Source organism: Mucilaginibacter sp. P4_A11 (genome assembly GCF_056402535.1).
Map to the genome: position 1 here is coordinate 174,418 of NZ_JBFUHE010000016.1, position 25,738 is coordinate 200,155.

General features: G+C 40.9%; 18 protein-coding genes. All 18 read right to left on the bottom strand.

Annotated features, from left to right (window positions below; all coding sequences use genetic code 11):
* Positions 1 to 53: 53 nt before the first annotated feature.
* The 18 genes from AC1DUD_RS25525 to AC1DUD_RS25610 all read right to left on the bottom strand — a co-directional run bounded on the left by AC1DUD_RS25525 (position 54) and on the right by AC1DUD_RS25610 (position 25,438).
* On the bottom strand, positions 54 to 6,353 hold the full coding sequence (locus tag AC1DUD_RS25525; RefSeq protein WP_477379735.1) for an amino acid adenylation domain-containing protein: 6,300 nt from the start codon (positions 6,351 to 6,353) through the stop codon (positions 54 to 56).
* A 35-nt stretch (positions 6,354 to 6,388) separates the two neighbouring features.
* Positions 6,389 to 8,011: an MBL fold metallo-hydrolase gene (locus tag AC1DUD_RS25530; RefSeq protein ID WP_477379737.1), complete on the bottom strand. Its 1,623-nt coding sequence runs from the start codon at positions 8,009 to 8,011 to the stop codon at positions 6,389 to 6,391.
* A gap of 2 nt (positions 8,012 to 8,013) precedes the next feature.
* Positions 8,014 to 8,733, bottom strand: coding sequence for a thioesterase II family protein (locus tag AC1DUD_RS25535; protein WP_477379739.1), 720 nt, complete (start codon positions 8,731 to 8,733; stop codon positions 8,014 to 8,016).
* A gap of 18 nt (positions 8,734 to 8,751) precedes the next feature.
* Positions 8,752 to 9,303 (bottom strand): WcaF family extracellular polysaccharide biosynthesis acetyltransferase, encoded by a 552-nt coding sequence (locus tag AC1DUD_RS25540; RefSeq protein ID WP_477379741.1) that lies wholly within the window; start codon positions 9,301 to 9,303, stop codon positions 8,752 to 8,754.
* Between the two features lie 41 nt (positions 9,304 to 9,344).
* The gene (locus tag AC1DUD_RS25545) at positions 9,345 to 10,529 is read right to left on the bottom strand and encodes a glycosyltransferase (protein WP_477379743.1); all 1,185 of its coding nucleotides are present in this window, start codon (positions 10,527 to 10,529) and stop codon (positions 9,345 to 9,347) included.
* Positions 10,530 to 10,537: 8 nt separating this feature from the next.
* A complete protein-coding gene (locus tag AC1DUD_RS25550; RefSeq protein ID WP_477379745.1) occupies positions 10,538 to 11,749 on the bottom strand; it encodes a glycosyltransferase family 4 protein in 1,212 nt (403 codons plus the stop codon).
* Positions 11,750 to 11,768: 19 nt separating this feature from the next.
* Positions 11,769 to 13,154: a hypothetical protein gene (locus tag AC1DUD_RS25555; protein WP_477379747.1), complete on the bottom strand. Its 1,386-nt coding sequence runs from the start codon at positions 13,152 to 13,154 to the stop codon at positions 11,769 to 11,771.
* Between the two features lie 17 nt (positions 13,155 to 13,171).
* Positions 13,172 to 14,335: a glycosyltransferase family 4 protein gene (locus AC1DUD_RS25560; protein ID WP_477379749.1), complete on the bottom strand. Its 1,164-nt coding sequence runs from the start codon at positions 14,333 to 14,335 to the stop codon at positions 13,172 to 13,174.
* 8 nt (positions 14,336 to 14,343) lie between these two features.
* Complete coding sequence (locus AC1DUD_RS25565; RefSeq protein WP_477379752.1) at positions 14,344 to 15,393, bottom strand: glycosyltransferase family 4 protein; 1,050 nt, start codon at positions 15,391 to 15,393, stop codon at positions 14,344 to 14,346.
* Position 15,394: 1 nt separating this feature from the next.
* Positions 15,395 to 16,501, bottom strand: a complete 1,107-nt coding sequence (locus tag AC1DUD_RS25570) for an acyltransferase family protein (RefSeq protein WP_477379754.1) — start codon at positions 16,499 to 16,501, stop codon at positions 15,395 to 15,397.
* Between the two features lie 12 nt (positions 16,502 to 16,513).
* Positions 16,514 to 17,386: a glycosyltransferase family 2 protein gene (locus AC1DUD_RS25575; RefSeq protein ID WP_477379756.1), complete on the bottom strand. Its 873-nt coding sequence runs from the start codon at positions 17,384 to 17,386 to the stop codon at positions 16,514 to 16,516.
* On the bottom strand, positions 17,383 to 18,516 hold the full coding sequence (locus tag AC1DUD_RS25580; protein WP_477379758.1) for a glycosyltransferase family protein: 1,134 nt from the start codon (positions 18,514 to 18,516) through the stop codon (positions 17,383 to 17,385). The genes AC1DUD_RS25575 and AC1DUD_RS25580 overlap by 4 nt, the downstream gene beginning before the upstream one ends.
* An 11-nt stretch (positions 18,517 to 18,527) precedes the next feature.
* Positions 18,528 to 19,496, bottom strand: a complete 969-nt coding sequence (locus AC1DUD_RS25585; protein ID WP_477379760.1) for a hypothetical protein — start codon at positions 19,494 to 19,496, stop codon at positions 18,528 to 18,530.
* A 10-nt stretch (positions 19,497 to 19,506) separates the two neighbouring features.
* The gene (locus AC1DUD_RS25590; protein WP_477379762.1) at positions 19,507 to 20,064 is read right to left on the bottom strand and encodes an acyltransferase; all 558 of its coding nucleotides are present in this window, start codon (positions 20,062 to 20,064) and stop codon (positions 19,507 to 19,509) included.
* Positions 20,061 to 21,368, bottom strand: a complete 1,308-nt coding sequence (locus tag AC1DUD_RS25595) for an MATE family efflux transporter (RefSeq protein WP_477379764.1) — start codon at positions 21,366 to 21,368, stop codon at positions 20,061 to 20,063. Before AC1DUD_RS25595 ends, AC1DUD_RS25590 begins: the two co-directional genes overlap by 4 nt.
* Positions 21,369 to 21,445: 77 nt before the next feature.
* Positions 21,446 to 23,779: a GumC family protein gene (locus tag AC1DUD_RS25600; protein WP_477379766.1), complete on the bottom strand. Its 2,334-nt coding sequence runs from the start codon at positions 23,777 to 23,779 to the stop codon at positions 21,446 to 21,448.
* Between the two features lie 36 nt (positions 23,780 to 23,815).
* Positions 23,816 to 24,601, bottom strand: a complete 786-nt coding sequence (locus tag AC1DUD_RS25605; protein WP_477379768.1) for a polysaccharide biosynthesis/export family protein — start codon at positions 24,599 to 24,601, stop codon at positions 23,816 to 23,818.
* 447 nt (positions 24,602 to 25,048) lie between these two features.
* Positions 25,049 to 25,438, bottom strand: coding sequence for a response regulator (locus tag AC1DUD_RS25610; protein ID WP_477379770.1), 390 nt, complete (start codon positions 25,436 to 25,438; stop codon positions 25,049 to 25,051).
* Positions 25,439 to 25,738 lie beyond the last annotated feature (300 nt).

Consider the following 25,738-nt stretch of genomic DNA (forward strand, 5'->3'; position numbering starts at 1 on the left):
CAAGCTTTCTTTGAAAATAGGGGTTTGGAGGGAGCTGGAATAGGTTTTTGTGCTTATATGTCAACTATGGTAAATGATGATGTTTGATTGGTTTGTTTATTACTGTTACGAACTGTGATATATTTACTTAGTTCGTTAATGGAGGCAAATTGAAACAGGATACTAATGGGGATGGTTATTGAAAGTTCTTTTTCGATATAATGAACAACCCGCATGGCTAAAACAGAATGGCCGCCCAGTTCAAAAAAGTTGTCATGGATCCCTATCGGGTTTACGCCGAGCAAATCCTGCCAGATCTTTGTTAGCTGTTTTTCTATCTCATTGCGTGCAGCCACGTAACCCTGTGCGGCCGATAATTCGACTTCAGGCAACGCACGTTTATTTACTTTGCCATTTGCTGTAAGCGGGAAGCTTTCCATTTGTACCCATAAGCGGGGCACCATGTAATCGGGCATCTGGCTGTGCAGATAGTCCTGTAGTTTTTGCTTATCGCAGGCGGCATCGGCAACAAAATATCCTGTTAAGCGGTTAACACCACTTTTATCAGGACGGGCCAGTACAATGGCCTGGCTTACCAGGCCACTTTGCAATAAAACATTTTCTATTTCGCCCGGCTCAACACGGTATCCCCTGATCTTAACCTGGTCATCTACCCTTCCCCTGTACTCGATGTTACCATCTGCAAGCCACCTGCCAACGTCGCCGGTTTTATACATTAGTGTATTGGCATCTGCAAACGGATCTTTAACAAATTTCTGGCTGGTTAACTCAGGCTGATTTAAGTAGCCGCGCGATACACCATCACCACCAAGCCATACTTCACCAAACACCCCCACAGGATTTAACTGATGTGCCGGACCCAGGATATATGCTTTGCGGTTATTTAAAGGCTTGCCTATAGGGATTATTCCGTCACTATTAATTTCTGCTATAGGATAAGTCAGTGAGAATGTTGTATTTTCCGTTGGACCATAGCCGTTCACTAACTTCAAATCCGGGTATGTTGCCCTGATCTTTTTGATATGCGGCACCGAAAGTTTTTCGCCGCCAACTAATATGGTTTTTAATCCGTTCAACACTTCAGGAGCATCATCTGCAAGCTGGTTGAACCAGCTTGAAGTAAACCACATTACGGTTACCTTATGCTGAGTTATCAGGTTTTTAAGCGTTGTGCTATTGAAAAGGTCTTTATCATTGCAAAGTACCAGTTGCCCGCCATTAAGCAGCATACTCCAATACTCAAAGGTGGTAGCATCAAATGATGGTGAGCCGGTTACCAGTAACGTATCGTTATGATCAACGTCAAAGTAGCCAGCATTTTTCACCAGGCTTACAACATTACCATGTTCCACCATCGCCCCTTTTGGTTTACCTGTTGAACCTGAGGTATACATGATATACGCCAGCTGGTTTGGACGGATGCTGATATTTAAGTTCCCACTGCTTTGAGCTTGTATTTCCAGGTTATGATCGAGTGTTACGATGTTTATATTTTGATCCTGTAATATCGCCTTGTTTGTGCTGCTGCTCAAGACAATGCTTGCTTTTGTATCTTCCAATATAAAGCTGATCCGTTCTTTTGGGTAGTCGATATCAATAGGTACATAAGCTGCGCCCGTTTTCAGGATGCCGAGGATACCTGCCATCATTCCAATGCCACGTTCTATACAAATCGCTACCAGTGTTTCTTTGCTTACACCTTGTGTCTTTAGGTAGTTTGCTATCCTGTTTGATTGTTCATTGAGGGTTTGATAACTTACTGTTTCCCCCTCAAATATTAAACCAGCTGCTTCCGGAGTAGCTTGTACCTGTGCCTCAAAAAGGTTGACAATATTTTCTTCTTTAGGATACTCTGCCGTTGTTTCATTGAACGAGTTAAGTTCCCGCTCTTCTGCTTTATTAAGTAGCTGCAGTTTATTAACTGTTGTTCCCGGTTTTTTTATTACCGAAGCGATCAACTCAGCATAATGGCCTGCCATCCTTGCGATGGTTGCCGCTTCGTACAGGTCGGTATTGTATTCTACTACAAAGCTGATCCCGTCTTTGGTTTCCTCTGCATTAAAGTTCAGATCATATTTACTCGAAACATCGCCAGCCCTTTCTCCTGTGATTTTGAGATCACCCAGTTCCAGTGCCAGTATAGTTCCTGTGTTCTGCAGCACAAACATTACCTGGAACAGCGGGCTCCGGCTTAGATTCCTTTCTTTTACTACCGCTTCTACTACTTTTTCAAACGGTACATCCTGGTTGCCATAAGCCTCCAGTGTAGTTTGTTTTACCTTAGATAATAGTGCGGTAAATGCGTCATCGCCGTTCACCTCAGTTCTTAGCGCCAGCGTGTTTACAAAAAAGCCGATCAGCTCTGCCGTTTCTTCCCTGTCGCGATTTGCTACGGCGGTTCCTACACAGATATCTTCCTGGCCGCTATAGCGATAAAGCAGTACTTTGAATACTGAAAGCAGTGTCATGTACAGCGTTGCCCCTTGTTCAAGGCTCAGCTTTTGGAGCTTGTCTGCCTGTACTTTTGCTATGGTAAATTCATATACCGATCCCTTGCTGCTTTGTACAGCCGGGCGCATATGATCTGTTGGCAATTCTAATGTGGCTGTGCCTGACAATTTTTCCTCCCAATAGCTCAGTTTGCTTTGCAGGTTTGCCCCGTCAAGGTATTCCCGTTGCCATATTGCATAATCAGCGTACTGAATTTCTGGAATTGGTAGTTCTGATGCTTCGTTTTTACTAAAGCTGTTATAAAGTTTGCTTAATCCCGATACCAATACAGGCATCGACCAGCCGTCGGCCGCTATATGGTGTAGCACCAGCAGCAAAACATAACTGTCTGCTCCTATCGCTATCAGCTCTGCACGCAGCATATCATCCTGTGATAGGTCGAACGGTCTGCCTGCTTCTTTGCTGATATATGTTTTCAGTTCGGCTTCGCTCTCGCTTGATTGACTTTGTTTTAAGCTCCAGCTGTTTGCTTTTATATACTGGTAGCCCTCGCCTTCCTGCTCCCTGATCACCGTGCGCAACACTTCATGGTGTTCTACTAATGTTTTCAGTGCAATTTCAAGGGCGGGGATATTTACTTCACCTTCCAATTTCAGTACTGCAGGGATATGGTATTGTACGCTGCCTTCCAGCCTGTCGATAAACCACAACCGTTCCTGGCTGTAGGATAGCGGGATATATTCAGGTCTTGGATTGATGCTTTTTATTATGTCGCCTGCCGTCTCAGTTTCTTCATTCTCCAACTGTTTTGCAAGTTCCGTAATGGTAGAATACACAAACAGGTCACGGATCTTCAGTTCTTTGTTCAGTTCCCTCCTTACCTGCGAGATTACCCGCATAGCCAGTAGCGAATGACCGCCCAATTCAAAAAAATTATCCTTTGTCCCGATTTTTTCAACACCCAGCAAATCTTCCCAGATTTTTACCAGTTTTTCTTCTGTTGCTGTTTGCGGCGCAGTATAAATGTCTTCATTACCTGCTTCTGCTTCGGGCAATGCACGTTTATCTGTTTTACCGTTTGGGGTTAATGGCAAGCTTGGTAAGTTCACCCACAGCCTTGGCACCATGTATTCTGGTAAACGTTCGCCAAGGTAGTTTTGGAGTTCCTGTTTATTGTAGGCTGCTACGTCCATTACCACGTAGGCAGTCAGGCGTTTAACATCCTGTTTGTCCGGCCTCGCCAGTACTACCGCTTGCCTTACGTTTGCGTTTTGAAGTAACACCTGTTCGATCTCGCCCGATTCGATCCTGTAACCACGGATCTTTACCTGGTCGTCTATCCGGCCTAAATATTCGATGTTACCATCTGCAAGCCATCTGCCCTGATCACCGGTGCGGTACAATCTTGCGTTTGGCTCTTCACTATACTTGTCTGTGATGAACTTTTCTTTTGTTAATTCAGGCTGGTTAAGGTATCCCCTTGCTACCTGTACGCCGCCAATGCAGATTTCGCCCGGTACGCCGATTGGGCTTAACTCGCCCGACGCTGTCCTGATTTGGATCTGCGTATTGGCTATCGGCCTGCCGATGGTTATTAATTTATCAGTTCGGATAGGTTCATCGGTTAAGGTTGCGCATACCGTGCTCTCGGTTGGGCCATAAGCATTGATTAACCTTACCCCTTGCGATTGCAAATACCTTCCGGTTGTTTCATTTAAGGCTTCGCCTGCTGAAACTATTGTTTTGAGCGTTCCTAAAGAGTCGGCTATGGCCTGCTGAAATGAAGGCGGGATCACTGCTAATTCAACCTTTTGCTTATCAAGTAGTCTTTTAAATTCTTCTGCTGATAGGATTGCTTCTTTTTTACACAACACCAAGCAACCGCCGCTTAGCAGCGTATTGAAAATCTCATAGCAGGAGGCATCAAAACCAATAGATGCAAACTGCAGCGTGCGCATGCCAGGCACTAACCGTAATGCCACAGCCTGCCCGGCGGCAAGATTCACAACTCCCCCGTGCTCAATCATTACCCCTTTGGGTTTACCGGTTGAGCCAGAGGTGTACATTACATACGCGAGTTGATTTTGGTTTATAACGGTATTTAAATTTTCGCTGCTTTGAAATTCTATGAGCGGTTCGTTATCCAGTTCAACAATCATCGCATCCAAATCACGCAATAACGCACTGCCTGTACTGCTGCTCAGGATGATCTTTGCGMCAGTATCATTGAGAATATAATTGATCCGCTCCTTGGGGTAATCGATATCAATTGGCACATAAGCGCCGCCTGCTTTAAGGACTCCCAGGATGCCGGCAATCATATCAGTACCGCGCTCCATGCAAACTGCCACCAGCGTTTCATTCCCGACGCTCAGGCCTTTCAGATAGTTCGCTATTTTGTTTGATCTTTGATTCAGTGCTTCGTAGCTTATTTTTTCGTCGTCAAACGTCAATGCGATAGCCTCAGGCATAACAGTTATTTGGCTTTCAAAGGCTTCAATTATCGTTTTACTTCGGGCAATATCTTCGTTAAGTTCCTGATCGGATGCGCTGAATGCGGATAGCTGATCAAGTTCCCTTATCGGTAAAATGTCGATACTACCAATAATTTTGTTGAGTGATTGAGGGAATTGTGCTATTATGTACAAAATACGTTCGCCCAGAAGTTCAATTTCTTCCTGTGTGAAGTATTCATAGCAAAATTGGATTTGCAGCTGTAAACGCTCCTGTTTATAATAATCGCGCCAGCATAGCTGCAAAGGCGTACGTTCGCTATCGTTTGGCAAGCGCAAAAGATCCGATTCTATTTTTTCATCAAAATTTAAATCGAAATCAAAGGGCTCGTAATTGACAACTACGTCATACAAGTTATCAGTTGCCGAATTAACTTTAAGGGCTCTGCCCAAATCTTCAACCTGGTAATTATAGTGACGATAATCCTGTTTCTGTGTGTTTTTAATTTCGCCAAGCAAATCACTTAATGTTTGTGCAGCGTTATAATTCCCTTTAAATGGCAGGGCGCCGGTGAAAACACCTACTGTATTTCGTTGCTGTCTTGATCCCCTTTTGTGAACCGGGGTACCAAATATAAACTCATTTAATGGCGTAATGTTCCCGAAATAAATAAGCAAAGCAGCAATAGTGAGCTGTTGTAAACTTGCGCCGCAAACACTCTGGATATGTTCCAGCTGTATTTTCCTGTTATCCGTAAGATCGATACTATAAGTAGCACCAATACTGTTTTCCCGGTTGTATTGAGGATATTTTTTTGCAAGCAGCTTTTCGGGCTTAACTGCAAATTTGCCTTTCCAATAGTCGCCGTCCTTTTTATAATTATCAGAATCGTAATATTCGTTAGCGCTTACCGTTTCGGCGCGGTATGACGGTGCATTTAAAATAAGCGGCTCACCGGTAATAAGTGATCTATATTTTTCGGACAGGTACCGGATACTTACTATAAAACCGTAGCCATCAATAATTAAATGATGATATTTTAATAAAAGCCAATGTTCTTTTTCAGCAATTTTTACCAGGTAATGTTCAAATGGAGCAACATCGCCGGCTAGTTTGAACGGAGTACTAAAAATATGGCGCATCCATACTTTAGCTTCTGCCTGCGGATCTGTTTGGTTGCTAAAATCAGCTTCAATCAATTCAGCCTCATTAAAATCGCTGTCCAATTGATAAACAAGATCAGCCGACTTTAAGTCAAATCGCATTTTAAAGGCATCAAATACCTGCGGGAGCGAACCTATCGTAGCATGAAGTTTTTCCACATCCAAATCCCCCTTTAATATGATATAGGCTCCAATATTATATTGTGAGCTATTCATATGTAAAAGCTGATCAACGTAAACTTCACGTTGTGCCGGATGAAGAGGAAACTGGAGCCTTGACGACATGCTGTTATTTTCTGAAACGCTAAATGGTTTGATAGTTATTGTTCAATAAGACTATCAACCTGCTTATTGTACAAGAGTTCTTTTTCGCCATATAGGCGCTCGGCAATTATACCCCGGTCTGTGCATAGCTTTACCAACTTGTCAGATTGTACAATGGGGTTTGATTCGTCGGTATACTTAATGCTGCTGATAAATTCAACCCATGGTTCCTGTCCCATGGCATACACGTAAGCTTCTTTAGGATTGAAAATATCGATGAGGGCCATACCCTTATCGCAATCAGAACCGGCAAGGCGCCTGCTTCCATCCATATCCCTTGGCAACTTTTTGGTAAGCAAAGGCCCGTATAGCCATGTCAATGGTGCGCCATCGCACTCCATACCAATAAAAAGTACATCTACATCGCCTATAAGTTTGTGAACAAGCTCATATAAGCGAGGTTCAACAATTCTTGAATCGGCTAAAAAGAGCAGTTTAAAATCACCTATTTTTACCAGGTAGCAAGCTTTTGTAAGGATATTCATATCACTATGCTCACCAATAAAAGGCAACCCTGTAATAATGGCATCATTAAAATGAATGGTTTGCAATTCGCTGATATCCATCACATTATTAAAGCCAATGCTGTTGAACATTAATTTCAGATCAGGATCTTCCAGTTTGCCGCTTGATGTACGCGGAACAATCAGGTTCTTGATCTTATGCCTTAAAGGCAGCAGGGTTTCAAATAATATATGGTCCTGGTGATTGTGAGTGATCAGCACATAATCAATAGTATCCGGCAGGTCAACATCCGAAAAATGCTTAACATCTGAGCTGTAACCATAATAACTGATCAGCGGATCGACAAGGATACTGATATCCTTTGTTTCAACCAGGATACAGGCATGGCCAAAATACCGCATTCTGATCTTATCACCTGTATATTTTTCATAGGGAGGCGGAGGCGTTTCTGTAAAAAAGGTTTTAAACAGAGGCTCCTGCTCAGCAGGGATACCGCAGATTTCTTTAATGGCAGTGTAGCTGTTAGATGTGCGCTTCATTTTAGCCAAAGCATCAATGCAGGCATGGTCGAACGGCACATCCAGGCTTAACACATCAGGTTCGGTAAGGCGTGGTGTACTGAGGCAAAAAGGGCGCTCGTCATTGTTGGTGATCCACATAGCCAGGCTTTGGGAGCTTTTGTTATAAAATTCACTCTGGTATAAAAGCGACTCAAAAAACCTGAATCCGGGATTATTATTCCTATCGTAATAAAGCTCAACGTAACCTCTTAAAATTTCGGGCACTTTAGTGTACAGGTCTTCTAAACCATAGCCGGTTGCTTCGCTATCCAGTAATTTATCCAATGCCTTTATCGCTTTGGCAAACTCAATAACTTTCTTTTGCTTTTCAAGCGACTGTTTCTCCAATTCTGTTACTTCGTCAATTCTCCCGCCACCAAAATCCATAAAGGGGCCGCCTTTCATTTTAGGGTTAAGCACAGCATTGGCATGAATGGCCGGTGCCATCAAATACGATTCAATAATTGCCAAATGCCTTCCAACTATATTCATGGCGGCAGTTGCCGGAGAAATCAGGTGGCTCCAGGCGTACCATTTATCTACCAGTGGCTCAATTACCACATTGGGTTTCAGATATAATTGTTCCTCGTTCATGTCTAAAATTTTTCTAATTGTTTTATCAGCTTTTCAGAAATGGTATTGATAACAAAATCCTTGTGTTGCATTATAAAAAAGTGATCACCTTCCAGTTGTATAAAATCAACTGCTGGGATGCTTTCATTTTGCCATAATAAAACTTCTTCGGCTGTAAGATCTTCATCAATACCTGTAATCACCGTAAAAGGTACATTCAGCGGCTCAGCAGGTTTATGCACATAGGTTTCGCTCACCTTAAAATCGTTACGGAGAATTGGTTCAAGAAACTCCAGCATAGCGTTATCCTGCAAAATCTCATCGGGCATCCCGCCAAGTATAATGATCTCATCTATAAATTCTTTTTGAGGATATAAATGAAACTTCTTTGTTAAGCGCGATGGAGCGGAAGGCCCGGAAGCACCTGTAATAAAAATATGCTTAGGCAGCTCAGCTTTGTTTTCGCGAATTTTCACTGCAAGCAGGTAAGCAAGCAACCCACCCAGACTATGCCCGTAAATTGCATAATTCCCTTTGCTTATTATCGGCTTCAGTTGGTTAAACAGGTCATTAACAAGCTTATCAATATCTGATGTAAGGTCTTCAAAAATCCTCGTCCCCCTGCCCGGATATTCAAGCGTGGAGGTATTGAATACAGTTGAGCTTTCGGTAAATAACGGCCTGTACGAATACTTGTTTCCACCAGCAAAAGGCAGGCAAACTAAATTGATCTTTTCACTCATTTTCCCTGAACTGCAGTATTAATCGGTTATGCCTTTTCTAACCCGTACAAATGAGGCAGGGTTTCCTGAATAAATACTCCATTGCTCAAGGTCTTTAGTGGCCACGGAGTTAACTGTTAAAATAGAATGGCTGCGGCAAACAACTCCCGGGCATACTACGCTTTTTGCACCGATCCAGGTACCATCATCAAGTGTGATTTTACCGAGGCGGTACGGAAAATCTGTTTTGGTATAATCATGGTTACCTGTAAGCAGCATGGCATCCTGTGAGATACAAACATTTTTTCCGATACTCACATCCTCGAGGTTATCAATCCATACCGACTCGCCTATCCAGGTATTATCGCCGATGGTGAGCCGCCACGGATTTTTTATTTTAACTTTTGTTTTGATCACGACGCCATCGCCCACTTTTGAGCCGAAAAGGCGAAGTAAAGCCACTTTGAATTTATATGGCCAGGGGAACGCACTATTAAAAATGAAGTAGTTGATAAAATACCAAACCGTCACTTTTATTTTGCTGCCGTTTTGATAATCGCCGATTGTAAACTTTGAAAGATCTGTTTGCATGAAATAATAGATGATTGCTGATCCTATTAATGGTGAAAGGGCTATTTTTCAAGCCTGATATCAAAGCTTTTTGTCAAATATTTATAAATCTCCTCGATGCTGTTAAGCATAATTTCGGTTTGGAACCTTCTGGAGTTTTTTATGCCTTTTTCAACTACGTTTTTGCGTTCGACAGCCGATAGACTGATAACACGATCAACAACCAACGCCGATTCATCTGCCCAAGAACTTACGCTACCATTTTGATCATCGTGTTTTTTAATCAGGAAACCCGCATCTCCGGCAACTTCTGTCATCGGTGCTTCATCGGTAGTAACTACCGGGCAACCTGACGCCATTGCTTCGGCTATTGGCCAACCAAACCCTTCGGCAAGGGATGGGAATAACAGTAAAGTTGCGCCTGTATATGCCAATAGTGTTTGGTCATCGCTGATATCTGTCAGGAAAAAAATATCATTAGCGTAAGCTGATTGCTGTTGCTTGTCTTTCAGTGCCACTGTTGGTTCTTTGCCGATCAGCAGCAGGGGTAATTTGCTGTTATCAAGCTTCCGCCATGATTCATAGATCTCAATTACACCTACCCGGTTTTTATACCATTGGTTACCGCCTATGTGTAAAATATATCCCTGCGAAAGGTCTGCCCCAATTGCCTCGCCAAATAATTTCCGGGTTCTATCAGTTTCCAGCGGTTTAAAATCACGGTTCAGGCCATTATAAACTACATCTGATAACTGGGGCTTCTTTGTCAAAAACTCCTGAAGGTCGCGACTGGTTTTATTGGAAACTGATATAAAATTCTTCCCTTTTGAATATCCCTTGCGTATAAACTGCTGGTACAAACGGCCGGTTAAACCTGTTGGGTTTTCTTTTATTTTACCGGAGGCCGAATGCTGCGCTAAAAAATCGTGACAATGAATTACATGCGGCCGGTTAGTTACTAAGGGGACCCAGGGTCCTAAGGCATGATCAGTAAATACAAATAATGTTTGAGCAGGGTATGATTTTATCCGTTTACGAACCTGAGCGGGAAACATCAGATACTGATCAAGATATCCCAACCATTTTTTTAAACTGCCTGGTGCCGATAGCTTGTAAAAAAAAGCTTCAGGCGTCCAAACCTCAATTTGATGCCCGCGTTGTTCCATACCCTTTGCTAACATTGCAGCAAAACGGGGCATGCTTTGCGAGCCTAAAAACGGAGGGTGGGTAAAAAAGACAATTCGCATGGTTATAATTAAACAGATACAGACCTGCGTTTTAGCTTATTTACTTTATTAATCAGATCCAGCATTGATTCCCTATGGGCGCGCTGCTGAAATTTTAAAGAGATTTTACGGGAGTGATCGCTGAATTGCTGACGCAATTGCTGATCATTAAGCAGCTTTACAACTTTTTCAGAGAGTTCGCTAATGTCTCCAAAGTTGTATACAAACCCATTTTTGTTGATCTGTACATCATCAGTATCGCCATAACTGCCGCATGTGCTGCTCAAAATTACCGGGCATCCCATATATATGGCTTCGCTGATAGCTAACGAATGTGGTTCGATACTGGCCGGGTGCACATAGGCATCAATAGCAGCATAATAAGAAGGCAACTCCAGTGGATCGACAAAACCTGTAAAGTGTACTTTATTTACTTTTAACTGTTCGGCCTTTTGCTTTAAGCCGTCAAGCGTTTTTCCCGAACCTAAGATGAAGGCATGGGCTTTATGTCCTTTGCTTTCCAGATCTATCAGCAAGTCTATCAGGTGTTCCTGGTTTTTCCAGGTTACCAGTTTACCAACAACCGCTATGGCAAAATCGCTTTCGGGGATGCCATATTGCTCACGGATCTTGCTTCTTAATGCTGCTTTATTTTGATAAGCATCGGCATATACATCAACGTCAATAGGATAATGCATCCTGATGAATTTCTTTTCGGGCACACCGTAAAGCTTAAAGTACGCTTCATTTGCATCACCAACTGTAAAAAAGTAATTCACTTTGTTATAATACTGCCTCAGCAAAAAGAACTTGGCTAAACGTTTATACCATTTACGGCGCTGACGATTTTCAGAATCAGTGATGTACACAATAGGCACATGGTTGGTTTTAGCCCATTTATGTGCTCTACGCTGTACTTTTTGAAAGTGCCCATAGGTAATAATAGCATCCGGGTTAAACGAATCCAATTCTTCAGTTACCGAGGGGGCATCAAGTTCTTTAGTTGACGGTAACACCTCTTCACCGTTTAAAAATTTATGATCAAATTCATCCAGTCGCAGATTGTTCCATGATATTTCCTGGCCAAAATTTTTATCTATGTATTTTTTATAGCCAAGCATCGAGGCAAAAAATAGCTTTACATCTACACCTTTCATTTTTGTAAAGCTGATGTACTGCGGGCAAAAGTGTTGGATTGGATGCGATACAATGATGGCTACCCTGAAATTATTGTTTGACATAAGATTTTGTTGATAATATCTATGCTGCAAGAACCGATTTGGCTGCAGACTCTTTCAGCAACTTATCCTGCTGATCATTATAATTTTTGATGATTAAAACGCTGCCCATTGCCAGCCATAGCCAAATATTAATGGGCGGGTTTTTACCTACAGCCCCTATTGACGCGTTGAGGATCACATAACTCAGCAAAAATGAAAGCAATACCGCCCATTCTTTTCGCCGGATTTTTTGCCAGATACCAAAGCAAAATATGATCATCCATAACCTGAATGCATACCATACTACTGTAAGGTATAATCCTCCTTCATAAACAGTGGTATCAAAATCGCTTTCGGTACCGGTTTCCTCAAATTTTAAATCATATGCGTATTGGCTGATCTTTTCGGAGCCATTGCTCATTACTCCCAGGCCATTTCCAAACATGATGGCAACAATATCCTGTTCAAAAACCCAATTAGTCCAGTTAAAAAAGTTTCCCTGAATCCTGTCCACCATCTCTGCCGATTGTGCCCCAGAATCATTATCGCTTGATCGCTCGTCATATGCCGCAAAAAACTCGGGCTTAACGGCACGGACACCTCCGAGCAATAAGATGAATACAGCGATACATATTAACCCTTTTGACATAATTTGCCCGGGAGATTTAAACGCTGCAAAGGCAAAGCCAATTACCAGACAAAGTCCGCAGCCTAATACCGCCGAACGCCCGCCTGTTATAAATACACCTATCATTAAAGATACCCCGGTAGCAATGAAATAGATGATCTGCCAATTCTTTGCTTTTCCTTTAACCTCCGCTTTTGGCCAGAAAAAACTCATGGCTAAAAATGCACATGCCATATTTAAAAACCACGAGTACTGACCAGTGAAGGAAAATGTAGAACTTACCCTAAGTCGGCCCGCTGCCGAAAAGCCCTCTAATGAACCGCCATCAACACTTAGGTTTAACCAATGACTGGCCGGCAAGCTATTTTGTAATACAGCAACACCCGTTGTTGGTATTAGCGCCAGGCAAATACAAACAACAAATTTTTTAAACTCATCCATCTTATCGGGAGGAAATGCAAAAGGCATCATTACACCAACAATCATGTATAACAGGTATTGCTTTAACCCGAAAATGCTCAAGATAGGGTCATGAAAAACAGTGAATACCATTGGTGGAATAAATATCAGCATCACTGTTTTCCAGTTTTTGAAGAGCTTTAATGCTAAGCCTTTCAATTTTGCCTTACTGATACCGAATATGCCCATGATGCATAAAATATCTTTTAAAAAGAACACCAAAAGCCCTAAAGCAGAAGGGAGCACTTTACGCAGCAGGCCCTCAAAAATGAGTACAAATACCAACACATAAAGCAGCTTTTTGATATAAACCCGTAATTTCTCCTGCTGATTATCCATCTAAACTTTGGTTAATTTTATTTTTTAGCTGCAAACACATCGTTGAGCGATGCTATCAATAACCTGCCGGTTTCATCCCAGCCCTTTAGTCCTGTAGCTTTTTTAACAGCTTTTGCCTTCATTGTGTTGTAAAGCTGCTCATCATCAGCTAATAATTGCAGCTTATCGGCAATACTTTTACTGTTCCTGATAGGAACTATAAACCCTTCTTCTCCATTAGTTATGATATCATCGGCCCCGGTATTTTCTGTAGCGATAATAGGAACCCCGAACGACAATGCCTCGCCTAAAACCAACGCTAAGCCCTCTTCAATTGAAGGGAGGCAAAAAACGCTGGCACTTTTGTAAGCAGCTTCCAGCTCCTCCCCTTTTAATATACCTGTAAACACCACCCCATCCGGAATAACTACATCTACTAAACCGTTAGGGTTATTTTCAGGGCCTACAATTATTAATTTTTTGTTGGGATGATTTAATAACCTGAAAGCTTCAATTAGATATCTTAAACCTTTACGTACCGAAATGCTCCCAACATACAGAATGGTAAACGTATCATGAGCAATATTGCCTAACACTTCAGTGTTACCGGCTAACTGATTAAAGCCATATGGCACCCTGATCAGTTTGCGCTCAGGAAAACCGGCTTCAATAAAGCTTCTTTTCACAAAATTTGAGGGCATCAGTATGTAGTCGGCAATGTGGTATTCTTCAATACGGCGTGCTTTTTCCTTATCATGAAAAGGTTGCCATTGTAGCTTTAATGATTCGTACTCTTGCTTCATTAAATTTTCCTGGTACTCTACATGACTGTTTACCGCTTCTACGATAACTATTTTCCCTTTGCTTTTGGCTTTTTTGCTGGCGTTGAGCCCGCTGCCATTGTAGTGCATGAAAATATCCGCGTCGTCCAGGTATTTTATGCAGGCGTTATCCTGTTCTATTTTGGCTAAATAAGCCAGTTGTGTACTGATTGATTTAGGTGCTTTAAATTTCAAGCTTGCCAAATAAATGCTTTGAATTTTATCACTGCGGACTAACTTGTCCCCTATCTCAGTAAATGCAGCACGTGGGCTCCAGCGCGAAAATCCGCTTACAAACTTGTGAAGGATCCCTGCCTGGTGAAGTGCAAGCGCATAACGGTAGTGATGGCTCCGGTTAGGCGAAGTATAAATTACTTTCATATATTTTGTTATTGCACTGCGGCATTAACGATGTCAAAATATTGTTTGGCAATCACTTTACTGCTGTGCGCCTTCAAATGGGCATCAGCTTCAAATCTTAGCCTCTTCTGTAAATATTCGTCGGTCAGGAGGCTTTTAATCGTGTTTACCAAATCCTGCAAATCACCTCTTTTAAATACCAGTCCTGCTTTGCCAACGGCATCAGGTAAGCCGCCGCCGTCAGATACAATCGGGATACAACCACATGCAAGCCCTTCCAAAGCAACTATTCCAAATGGCTCCTGCCACCTTGAGGGGATAAGCATATACTTATGCTTATTTAAACAGTCAACCAGTTTTTCGCCGGTTAAGCTGCCTTCAAACCTGATAATCTGTTTGATGCCAGCCTCTATAACATATTGTTTTAGCTTTTCAAAATCCTTCCCCTCTCCAATTACTGTTAGTGAAATTTCGGAGGTATCATCATTTGCTTCTTTGTACTCTTTATATAACTGCGCTATTGCTTCTATTGCTAAATCAGCTCCTTTATCGGATACTAACCTTCCTAAAAAAACAAAGCTTTTAGGTTTACTGTCGTTAGCTATTGTTTGTACAAAAAGCTCATCGTTGTAAGCATTTTCAATTACAACCGCATCTGGCCAGCATTTTTGCCTGATCGCATTGCTTACAGCAATAACGCTTGAAGCCTTCCTTAACCACAGGTACTTTGTTCTTGCCGCGATGGATTTTGAACCATCCTCATTGCTTATCCAAGTATTTAGCGAAACAACCAATGGCTTCCTGAAAAAAACAGCGGGCCATGACATTCTCAAAACAGGACTATTTTCAAAAACCACATCGGCCCAGCTATGTTCGGCCAATAATTGTTTTAAGCCGGGATTGCGGACAACTTTATAGGGAAACACCTTGGTGCCTGATTGTTGTGTCCATGTGAGCAGGTGCACTTCGACCCCGTAGTTATGAAATGCTTTTGCCAAAAACTCGGCATTCGCTTCAGTTCCGCCCAAATCTGGGTAAAACTTATGTGTGAGTAATAATACTTTCAGAGATTGAGCCATATTAGGTATTGGCTTTTGCCAGTGATAAGGTTTTTCCCTTTTGTAATACTTTCTTAAAAAAGCTTGTCCAGTGTTTCCGGTTTTCTTCCATGATGTAACCGATCACCATGGTAGCGGTGAATACAATCAGCATGGCTATTGTAAATTGCGTAACATCAAACAGCCTCGTTTTCCATATTGACCGCACCAATACCAGCATGGGGTCATGCAATACATATAATGGAAATGTAAGGTCGGCGAATTTCCTGATGAAATTTACAACCGGGCTTGGCTTTTTAACCTCTTTGTTATCATACTGTGGCAACATCCATAATGCCAGTGCTACAAAAACACCAATGACGAAATCGGTTATAAACTGTCCGGCAAAAAACAGCGGGGCTTTACCTAAATGGAGCGGGTAGCCAGGCAGTATACAAAATAAGGTTATCGCTGTGCCTACCATTACTGTGATTAATAACCACGATAATCCATGACTTCTTATTGGATTCCTTAAACGGTAAGCGCAATTTCCTAAAAGCCAGATCGGCATCATCAATAAAATTTTGGGCCCAGCTATTAAACAGGCTGCTAATGGTAGCAATAACCCTTTCCAACCTTTAGTTCTGAAAAAGAACAGTCCAAACACTACATAATACCAAAACTCGTATGATAGCGACCATAATGGCCCGTTTATAGGAGGCGAAGCCGATAAGAACCAAACTTCATTAAGGAACAAACCCGATATGATATATCGCGGCCATGAAAAGCCCCTGGTATAATGAGCTAATAATGCCGGGTCAGAAAACTTAACAACAATTTCAATCAATGCGGTGATCAGCAATGTTGGGATCACAACCGAATATAACCTGCTTAACCTGGCCTGGGTATATTGTAAAAGTCCACGGTTATTTGCTGTAGTTGAATATGCTATAACATAACCGGATAGTGCGAAAAATATGACAACTGCCATATGCCCCCAATCCACACCATTATAATTATAACCGACGGCAGTAAACCACTGCGCATAACCATGCCCTAAAAAAACAACCAGCGCGGCCACAATGCGCAGGCTATCCATAAAAATGCTTGTCCCGCCGGCTATCTTTTTAGGTGCTATTGAATAACTCATTGTTTTGCGCAATTAAATTTTCCCGGTAAAAAACATACCTATTAGACTTGACCTTGAATAAGATTTGTCGGCCCTTACTTCGTTGCTCATTTTGATGCGGCCCAGGGTGTTTATAGCTAAGTACTCCACTGCCAAACGGCCAACGATTAGTGAATTTAAAAGTGGTCTTGCAGGATATTTACCAAATTTCTTAAGAAGTTTTATCCTGTTTTGGTAAAAACGGATAACACGCCTTCCTACTTTTTGCGGTGTGCCGCTACCTTTATGAAAAGCCCGAACGGGGATTAAACCGATACCCCATCCTTTACGAATGGCGCTCATGCAGATATCATGGTCAAGCTCCAACCAGTCATAATTTTCATCAAACCCACCAACCTGCTGCAATACCTCTTTTCTTATTACCATAGCACAGGTATATACGGTTATTTGCTTTGGCGTTTTGTTAAAATATTTTTGATAGTAACCGTGTAACTTTTGGCCAAGTATTACACTCATGGCATCCGGCTCAGGCTCAAAGGCTACTGCCGGGTTTCCTTCGGCATTTTCCGTGCTGTAAGCTGCGATGCCAATGGTTGGGTTAGCCTCAAAAAATGCTTTTGTTTTGAGGATGTATTCTTCCAGCGGCCACGCATCAGAGTCAAACAGGATCACGAGATCGGTATCAGTTGCATTCAATCCCCGATTTAAGCTTTTAACCAAACCTAAATTTTGCGGGTTTCGAAGCAATTGTACATTGTTAAACTTGTTTTCAAATAACTCGGTTGAGCAATCGTCAACAACAGTGAACTGATCGATCTTATCATCTGCATAACGTAAACAGTGATCGATGCACCTGGATGTCATCTCCATGGTGTTATAATTAGTAGTTATTATTCCAACGGTCATGATTTCACACTCAATTTAAACATGGCGCTGTATTGTTCAGCAGCGCTATGGGGACTGTAACTGTTAGCAAAACCAGTATCCTGGTTTATAAATTTTTTTATATCGTTTATATATTTCAACTCTTCTATCTCGTCCCTTTTTTGATCATCATCTGCAAATCCATCGCGTAAAATGATCACCGGACATTGATTGTATAAGGCAGCGGCTATACTGCCGCTTTTCTCGAATAAAACTTTAGGATGGTTGGACAAGCTTACATCGCAGGTACCCAAATAATCTGCTATATCATTCTCGGGCCATTCGCCCAATACATGCATCGGGATACCTGTTTTTTCATGTAGCTCGGCAAACTGTTCTTTTATTCCCGAACTTTTACCGGCATGTGTAATTAACAGTTTTTTATTAAGCTGATTGCTAATACTTGCCGACAATTGCTCTATCCTTGCGGCAAGTAAATCATGTTGATGAAAGCCCCCAAAAAAACAGGCTAAAACATAATCGGTACTGTTATTCTTAAAATTGGAAGGTAATTTTTCGTAGATTCTTTTCCGGGTACGATCACCCAAAGGCATATTACTGAATACCGGTATTTTATTGGTATTGATGCCTGCTTTTAGAAGGCTCTTTTGATAATATCCGTTTGTAGTAGAGATGCATTTGGGCTTTAATGCCTTTACAACAGCGATAGCCGATCTCTTTTGAAAAAATCCGATGATCTTATCTTTCAATGTACTATCTTTTGATTCGCCTTGCCAGATCTCGTGAAACATGACATGTACGTTAGCGTTAATCTTTAAGTGCCTGAGCTGTTTGGCTAAATCAAAAACAATAGCGCGCTTGTGAAACGAATAACCTACAAATTGCAGGCTTATCCAATCAGGGGAAAAAACCTCTGTTATATTTTGCAACTTTGTAAAGCGCTCACGGGCTTCCATGGAAGCAGGAAGGCGAATTTCTGAAATCTCTTTCTCTGCCGCGTTCTCAATTAAAGTATCCGCATGACGATCATTTAGTGCAAAAAGGAATACTTGGTGTCCTTGCTTCACAAACTCCCGCTTCAGGTTTCGTGAGTAGTCTCCTACTCCATCTTTACCCTGTTCCAGCGATCCGCATACAATTAATAATTTCATTGTGTGGATGGTTATCTTTTATAAAATCGGCCAATAAATATGGCGATCTTGATAGCCAGGTTTTTTCTGAATATATATGACGGAGAAAACAATCTTATCGGGCTATCAACAGAGCGCCAATAAATTTTGTCGACGTGCCTTGGACAAGAGCCTACTAAACACTGCGCAAGAAAATTAAACTTCCATGGTTTTGGAACGCCTAAAGCATGAAACATCAGTGCCGGGCCAGGGCCCAAAGCCATTGCTTCTTTCCCAATAAAACTTGTTGGGCCTTCCCATGCGCCAACGGCTATGTTCAATGCATCCTGGTCAGTTTTACCAAATGGCGCATAATCACCAATGTGTTCTTCCGCAAGCAGTGCGCCTTTGCCCGGCAGCGATGATTTGTTGAGCCCACCAATAAGTGGCGCAAACTTTTCCTGTATGGTGATCCATAATGGTAAAAATCCAAAATCTTTTTTATTTAACCCTATAAATCCCCCGTTTGCATAATAACCTTCTGTAAAGTTAAGCGGCATTGAAAAGTCTGAAAAAAACCTGCTCCAAGCCATTCGACGGGGGTGGTTCAATGGAAGGGGCGAATTGATATCTTCGCAAACAGCAACTCCTGAACTAACCCATTCTTCGAAAAACGACCAGCTATATTTAATTACAATATCGGGATCGAAATAGTAAATATTTTCAACCTCACTGGCAGGGCCCTTTACAAGCCACTCTAAAAAGTCGGGTTTATAGTTTGTGAGGTGATAATTTGTTGTGAGTTTAACAAATTTGATAGTTACATCCTGGTTAACATTAAAAACTTTTATTTCAGCTCCATCATAATTAAACGATTGTTCTGTTTTGGCCCACTCTGGCAAATTGCCCAGGTAACCCGCGTATATATCTCCTTTATAGCCCTTTTTACAAAGTGAATTTACCAATGCCGCGACACCATAATGATAATGCCCTTCAAAAAGTGTACAAATAGCTGATTGCATGAAAAAAATGTTATCTGTTTTTAATAAAGCGGGCTGGTGAACCAGCCCAGATTTGATATTCAGGAATAGATTTGTTTACCATCGATCCTGCCCCTATTACACTCCCCCTGCCTATTGTAACACCTTGAAGAATTACACAATTTGTACCTATCCACACATCATCTTGTATGATAATTGGGCTATAATTTGTTGCTTGTTTATTTATTTTTTCGCCTAAGGTTATACCATGACCGATATCAGCAAAAGTAGTATCGCTTGCAATTAAGCAATCCTGACCAATTGATATCATTGTAGTACAATTAAAAAAGCAACGGTTGCCAATAAATGAACGATCACCTATTTTTATATAGTTACTATCTAAAAATGGCTGGCCGCCTTTAAATACCACGCCATTTGCTATTTCACAATCTATACCAACCAAAACCTTGTTTGGCCATGCGCAGTCAATTTTACCCAGGCTAACACCCTTTGCTAAGCGCATTCCTAAAAACTTATAATATGCAATTCTGAAATATTCTTGTAATCCGGCCAGTTTATGCCTGACCAAAGCAAAATAATTTGGTTTCATAATTGTGACTTAGCTGCCTTGTGATAAATTTTGTAGAAGAAGTAGATGACCAAAATAATGTAGGCAAGTAAACAATCTACAATTGAAAACAACAATACATTGGTAACCTTCGAAAGATCTAACAATAACACGAGTATCAGCAGAAAGAAGATATTTATCGAGATATTTATTACTGGATTTATTATCCAGCCACGTGAAATTACAATGGAGTATGTTAATCCGGCCAGCAATGCTATACAGCTTGAAATAGTTACCAATATCATTTCTGTATTTAAGTTTGCATAATCCTTACCCAATATCCAAAGCAAGGGTTTAGGGAAAAAGCCAACTAAACTTACAATTACAACACAAATCAATATCAGCCCCAGTTGAATTTTAACAAAATGTGAAACAAGGAGTTTGTTTATAGCAGGTAACCGGGCATAACGCGGCACAATAACTGTGCTAAACAACGTGGTGAAAACCGTTAGAATAGTGGATAACCTGCTTAACGCGCCAACGTGGGCAATTGACTGGGTAGATCCGAAAAACGATAGCAGCCAAATAGGAATTTGCCCGGCTACGCAATAGTAAATCGCGCCAGGCAGCGATCGCTTTACCATAGAAAGGATTTCCTTTTGAATAACCGGGTCAGGTTTCTGCGTTGGATCTGCATACTCCGCAGATATTTTTCGCAAGCGGATATTTGCCCAAATTCTGGGAATACCATTCCCAAGGATTGCAATAAATGTGAAAGGCCATATCAACAAAGAACCGGTCATCATAATAAAACGACCTATACCGGCAGCTAACTGATTTTTTTGCAATTGTTTTATACCCTGATGTAATTTAGGGGCGGTTTCAAGAAGATTATCGCTAAGCGCTGCAAAAAACGATGGTATTATTGCCAACGCAATAAAAATGGAAGTTGCAATACTTGCACCATGACTCAACAACAGATAAACAAGAATAGGCAGTGATATTAGCAAACTAAATATACCAAACTTACGTCTGAGTTTAAGGCCGGTTGCTACCACAACACCTAATTTGTTTTTGTCCTGCCATACTTTACCTCCCTGTGCCATAACCCCCGATGAAATACCGCCGTCGGCTAATACGGTCATTGTTCCCAGCATGGTGTTGGCTAAGGTATAAAAGGCATACTCGGTTGTTGGCAATAAACGTACTATTAATATACCTGATAACAGACCTAATAGTTGAATTATCGCCTGGGCCGATAAGGTAACTGCAATAAGCTTTGTCCATTGCTGGAATTTTTCGAACCGGTTGCTATTCAAAGAAATGTTACTTGTTAAACTTTTCATATAGCAGGCAGTAAATTAGGGAAGTCATGCATAAATGCATATAGTTAGATATCGGCTGTTTTTATTGAAGGATAGCATTAAAACCTGCTCGCAAACTTTTTCAATTTGCTTTTCATGCTCCTGGTTGGTTCCTTGATATAGCTATTTTTTTGATAGATATAGCTATTGGCATGCAGTTCGCTTTTAACAGCGTTAAAAATCAGTTTCATTCTTGGCAGTTTATTTTCCTCCCGTAATTCATTTATGAAGCCAAGTTCCTGACTTGGTGTATAATCCTGCCTGATCACGTACAGGCATAAATCACACATTGGAGAAATGATCATCGCATCTGTTAAAATATGAACCGGCGGAGTATCAATAAGGATATGATCATACTTCAACTTTAATTCGGCAATCAGGTCAGCAAGTTGCTTGCTTTCAAGCAACTCTGAAGGGTTAGGAGGCACAGCGCCGCCACAAATGATATGCAGATCATCCGAAATTTCGGATGTTTGGATTATTTGTGCCTGAGTTGCGTTACCAATGATATAATCTGTTAACCCAACGGTTGAGTTTTTCAATTTAAATCGCTTAGCCAGGGTTGGGTTCCGCAAATCCAATTCAACAAGTACTGTTTTCCTTCCGGCAATCGCTAAAACCGCGCCCAAATTACTTAATACAAAACTTTTGCCCTCACCCGAAATACTTGAAGTAAAAAGGGTGGTTTTGCCGGGGTTATTATTGTTATTGTGTAAATAACTCAGCTTGGTGCGCAAATCCCTGAATTGCTCGCCGATAAAGGTTTTTTGATTTAGTACTACAATAGGATCTGTAGTATCGGAGTCTGTGATCTCGATCAATACAGGTAAACCTGTACCTTCGATGATGGCGCTTTTGCTTGAGATTTTATTTTTAAAAGCATCCCTTCCGTAAATCATACCTGTAGGCACAACAAGCCCGAATAAAAGTGCCATTGCATAAACAGATCCGGGAATTGGTGCGCTTTGCGACCCATTATGCGCCTGATCAATTATAGCAGCATCAGAAATTGTTGAGGCGTAGTCCAGGCTTAATTCTTCCTTTTTCTGTAATAGGTAAACAAATAAGTTTTCCTTTATTCCTTTCATACGGTCAATGTCCTTCAGGTCTCTTTCCTGACCGGGTAGGCTACGTATTGTTGATTGGTACGAGGAGCCAACACTTTGAAGGTTTTTTTGAGTGGCCAGTAAAGATGATCTCGTTGTTTTTAAATTTTCTCTCAGGGCAGCCCTTGTTAAAGCTATCTGCTGGTTTATGGGATTGAACAAGGGATTACTTTCTGGTAATGTAGATAGCATTTTAGTGCGCTCCAACTGTAAATCGTTTAAGCGGTCAATATAGCTCTGCATTGAAGGATTGCTTATGCCTAATGTTGACGGAGTGTTGCCTTTGCCATCATCAGAGTTGAGGTAACGATCAACGCCATCCAAAACACTTACCTGAATTTTGATATCATTAAGCTGTTTTTCGTTTGATTGAGCCCCACCTACATATTGTGATGACTGATCGGCTATTTCGGTAATGCCACGTACACTTTTGTATCCTGTATACTTGTTTTCTACGTTATTCAGTTCCTGGGTAATGGAGCCTAAGCGTTCTTCAACAAACTTGATGGTGTTTTGGGTGGAACGGCGTTTTTCTTCTACCGAAGCAGCCATATAAACCCTTATTAGGTCGTCAACAATTTCACGGCCCCGCTCAGGCACCTCATCTTCAAGCCTAATGGCAACCATCGAGCTTTTAGCTATTGGCGATTCGTGAATGGCACCTTGATAAAATCCAACCACATCATCTACCTCGCGTAACTTTATCCTTATAGTTTTACCTATATAGTGATCAAAATTGGGTGATTTATCAAGCCTCCATGTTCCAAAACTATTGACTAAATTGTTTCGAAACGCAAACCTGACTGATTTTTCCTTTGGCTGTTTTATTAAAAATGTACTGTCACTTTCAATAACAATATCAAATATTGAATTTAATGAACCTTTTCCGCGGCTGATTAATTTGAAATCAACAGGTGTAGTGCTATAAATATCTTTATATGAATAATATGGCGTTTGCTCCAGGTAAGTAGTCCATAACTGCAGATCCTCTACTACCTGCTTCGTTACCGGAATTGAACTCATTAAGCCCATTTGCTCATCGATACCCGTTTGAGCTTCCGTTAAATTAATTGCTTCGAGGGCGGCCTTGTTTGCTTCTTTTTGCTGGTCTTTAACCATCACTTTGGCATATATCTGGTAAACAGGACGTTTATATCTAAGATAAAAAACAGCGAGCCCTAAACACAAAACCAGGAAGATTAGATATAAAGGCCAATGAAACAAGATCTTGTTAAAAAAGATCCTGACCTTGGCCGATCCTGCATCATTAGAATTGACAACCTCCATATAATATATTTTATTTTTAAATAACTTTTAGCGTACTTATTTACTAACCTGGTAGGTAACCAATATCAACGATGCTATTGAAAGCACAATAGGCAGTACTTTAAACACAGTACTTTGGTTTGCAAACTTTTCTTTTCCAGGCTCAACGTATATAAGATCATTGCTTTTTAGATAATAATATGGTGATTCGAATAACCTTGGAGAGGTGATATCAATATTTATATATTTCCGTTTGCCGTCTACTTCCCTAACCAATAGAATATTTTTACGGTTAGCTGTTGAAGTTAAATCGCCGGCACGACTGAGTGCGTCGGTGATTGAAAACCGTTCTTCAGTAACAGCAAGCACATCGGGATGCGCTACGTCGCCTAATACCGAAACTTTGAAATTCAGCAGAGTAACTATTACTTCCGGCTCTTTCAGGTACGGCGAAATTTTACTTTTAATAGCAGCGGCCGCTTCTTCAAGTGAAAGCTGACCAACCTTAACGCCATGCACTAAAGGAAGTTGGATTTCACCGTCTTTATTTACAAGGTATCCATCGTTTCCTGATGGCGAAGAACTACCGGCATCTTTACCTTTAGCCGAAGTTGTACTTCCAGAACCGCTGTTAAAAATAGCTGACCCATCAGAATTTAAGCTCTTAACAGTTAATGCCAAAATATCGCCAGGTTGTATTGTCGGGGGCGAAAAGTTGGTGATCTTATAACTCATCTCCGGATTTCTTTCCAGCCCCTGAAAATAAATATTCTCCTTGTAGCTGGCACAAGACGTAAGCAGCACCATTAAAACTAAAAAAGTTGTTAATAATTGATTTTTCATCATAATTGATTTTAATTATTTCTTAAAAAGATGGGCCGTGAGTATTTCCTCCGGCGCCTTTAAAAAGGTATTAGCTGATAGCAGGGTATGGATAGGTGAACAGCAACGTTAAATGATAAAATATTTGTTGCAACATTATTGGGCGAAAATCGTATAGCTACACAAATACATTTTATTCTTTATTCACAAGCTTATTTGCGATGATGTTAGCCTCTCAAAAGAAAATTTACTTAACCGATCTTGAACTAAACCTAACCTATGTGGGCTTCCTTAAATCGTATGAAGAAGTGAACGACAATGTTACTGCCACCCTGCTAAATATTGAAGTTTACGATTATTCCTCTTCGACTCCATTATTTAGTTTGCAAGAGACAACCTTAAAGAAAAGCAAGGATAAGATCTTTATCGACGGGATTGTTCCATGTTGTTATACAACGGCGGCTTCAGTTATGCAGGCTCCAGTATTTTTCGGAGCGTAACTTTGGTTAAGGGCTTTATTATGTAATCTAAAACAAAATCGTATTTTTTTGATAGGGCCAGGTCTGACGGATCAATTGACGATGACATAATATAAACATCTATTTTTTTAGCTAAACGGCCTCTCAGCTTGCTATATTTATGAAGAAATGCTGTACCGGTCATGACATCCATGTTAATATCAACAAAAATCATATCGGGCAACTCATCAATATTGGCTTTATTTTCAGTTAAAAATTCAAGAACTTTTGTTGCATCAAAATAAAACTTAGTTAATGGCAGATATGATAAATAAGTTTCGATCATTCTCTGAATGATAAAATGTTGAATTGGCTCATCGTCAATAAATATTAGTTTCACACAGGTCAGGTTTTGCAGAGGTTACTATTGAACACGTAATTTGTAGCCTATATATCGTTAAATAACAATCACATAAGATTATATCCAAAAACAATCATTTTCTTTTTATCTGAAAAAAGATTGACATAAAATTTTATTTTCTTTGCGCCAATATTTAAACTAATGAGTGAGTCCATTACAAAAAAGATATATATAACAGATCTGAACATCAATCTTACATTTTTGGGTGAGGTTAAATCTTTTGAAACCAAGAATGAAAGCATTACAGTTTTATTGAAAAATGTTACTGTGTATGAATAT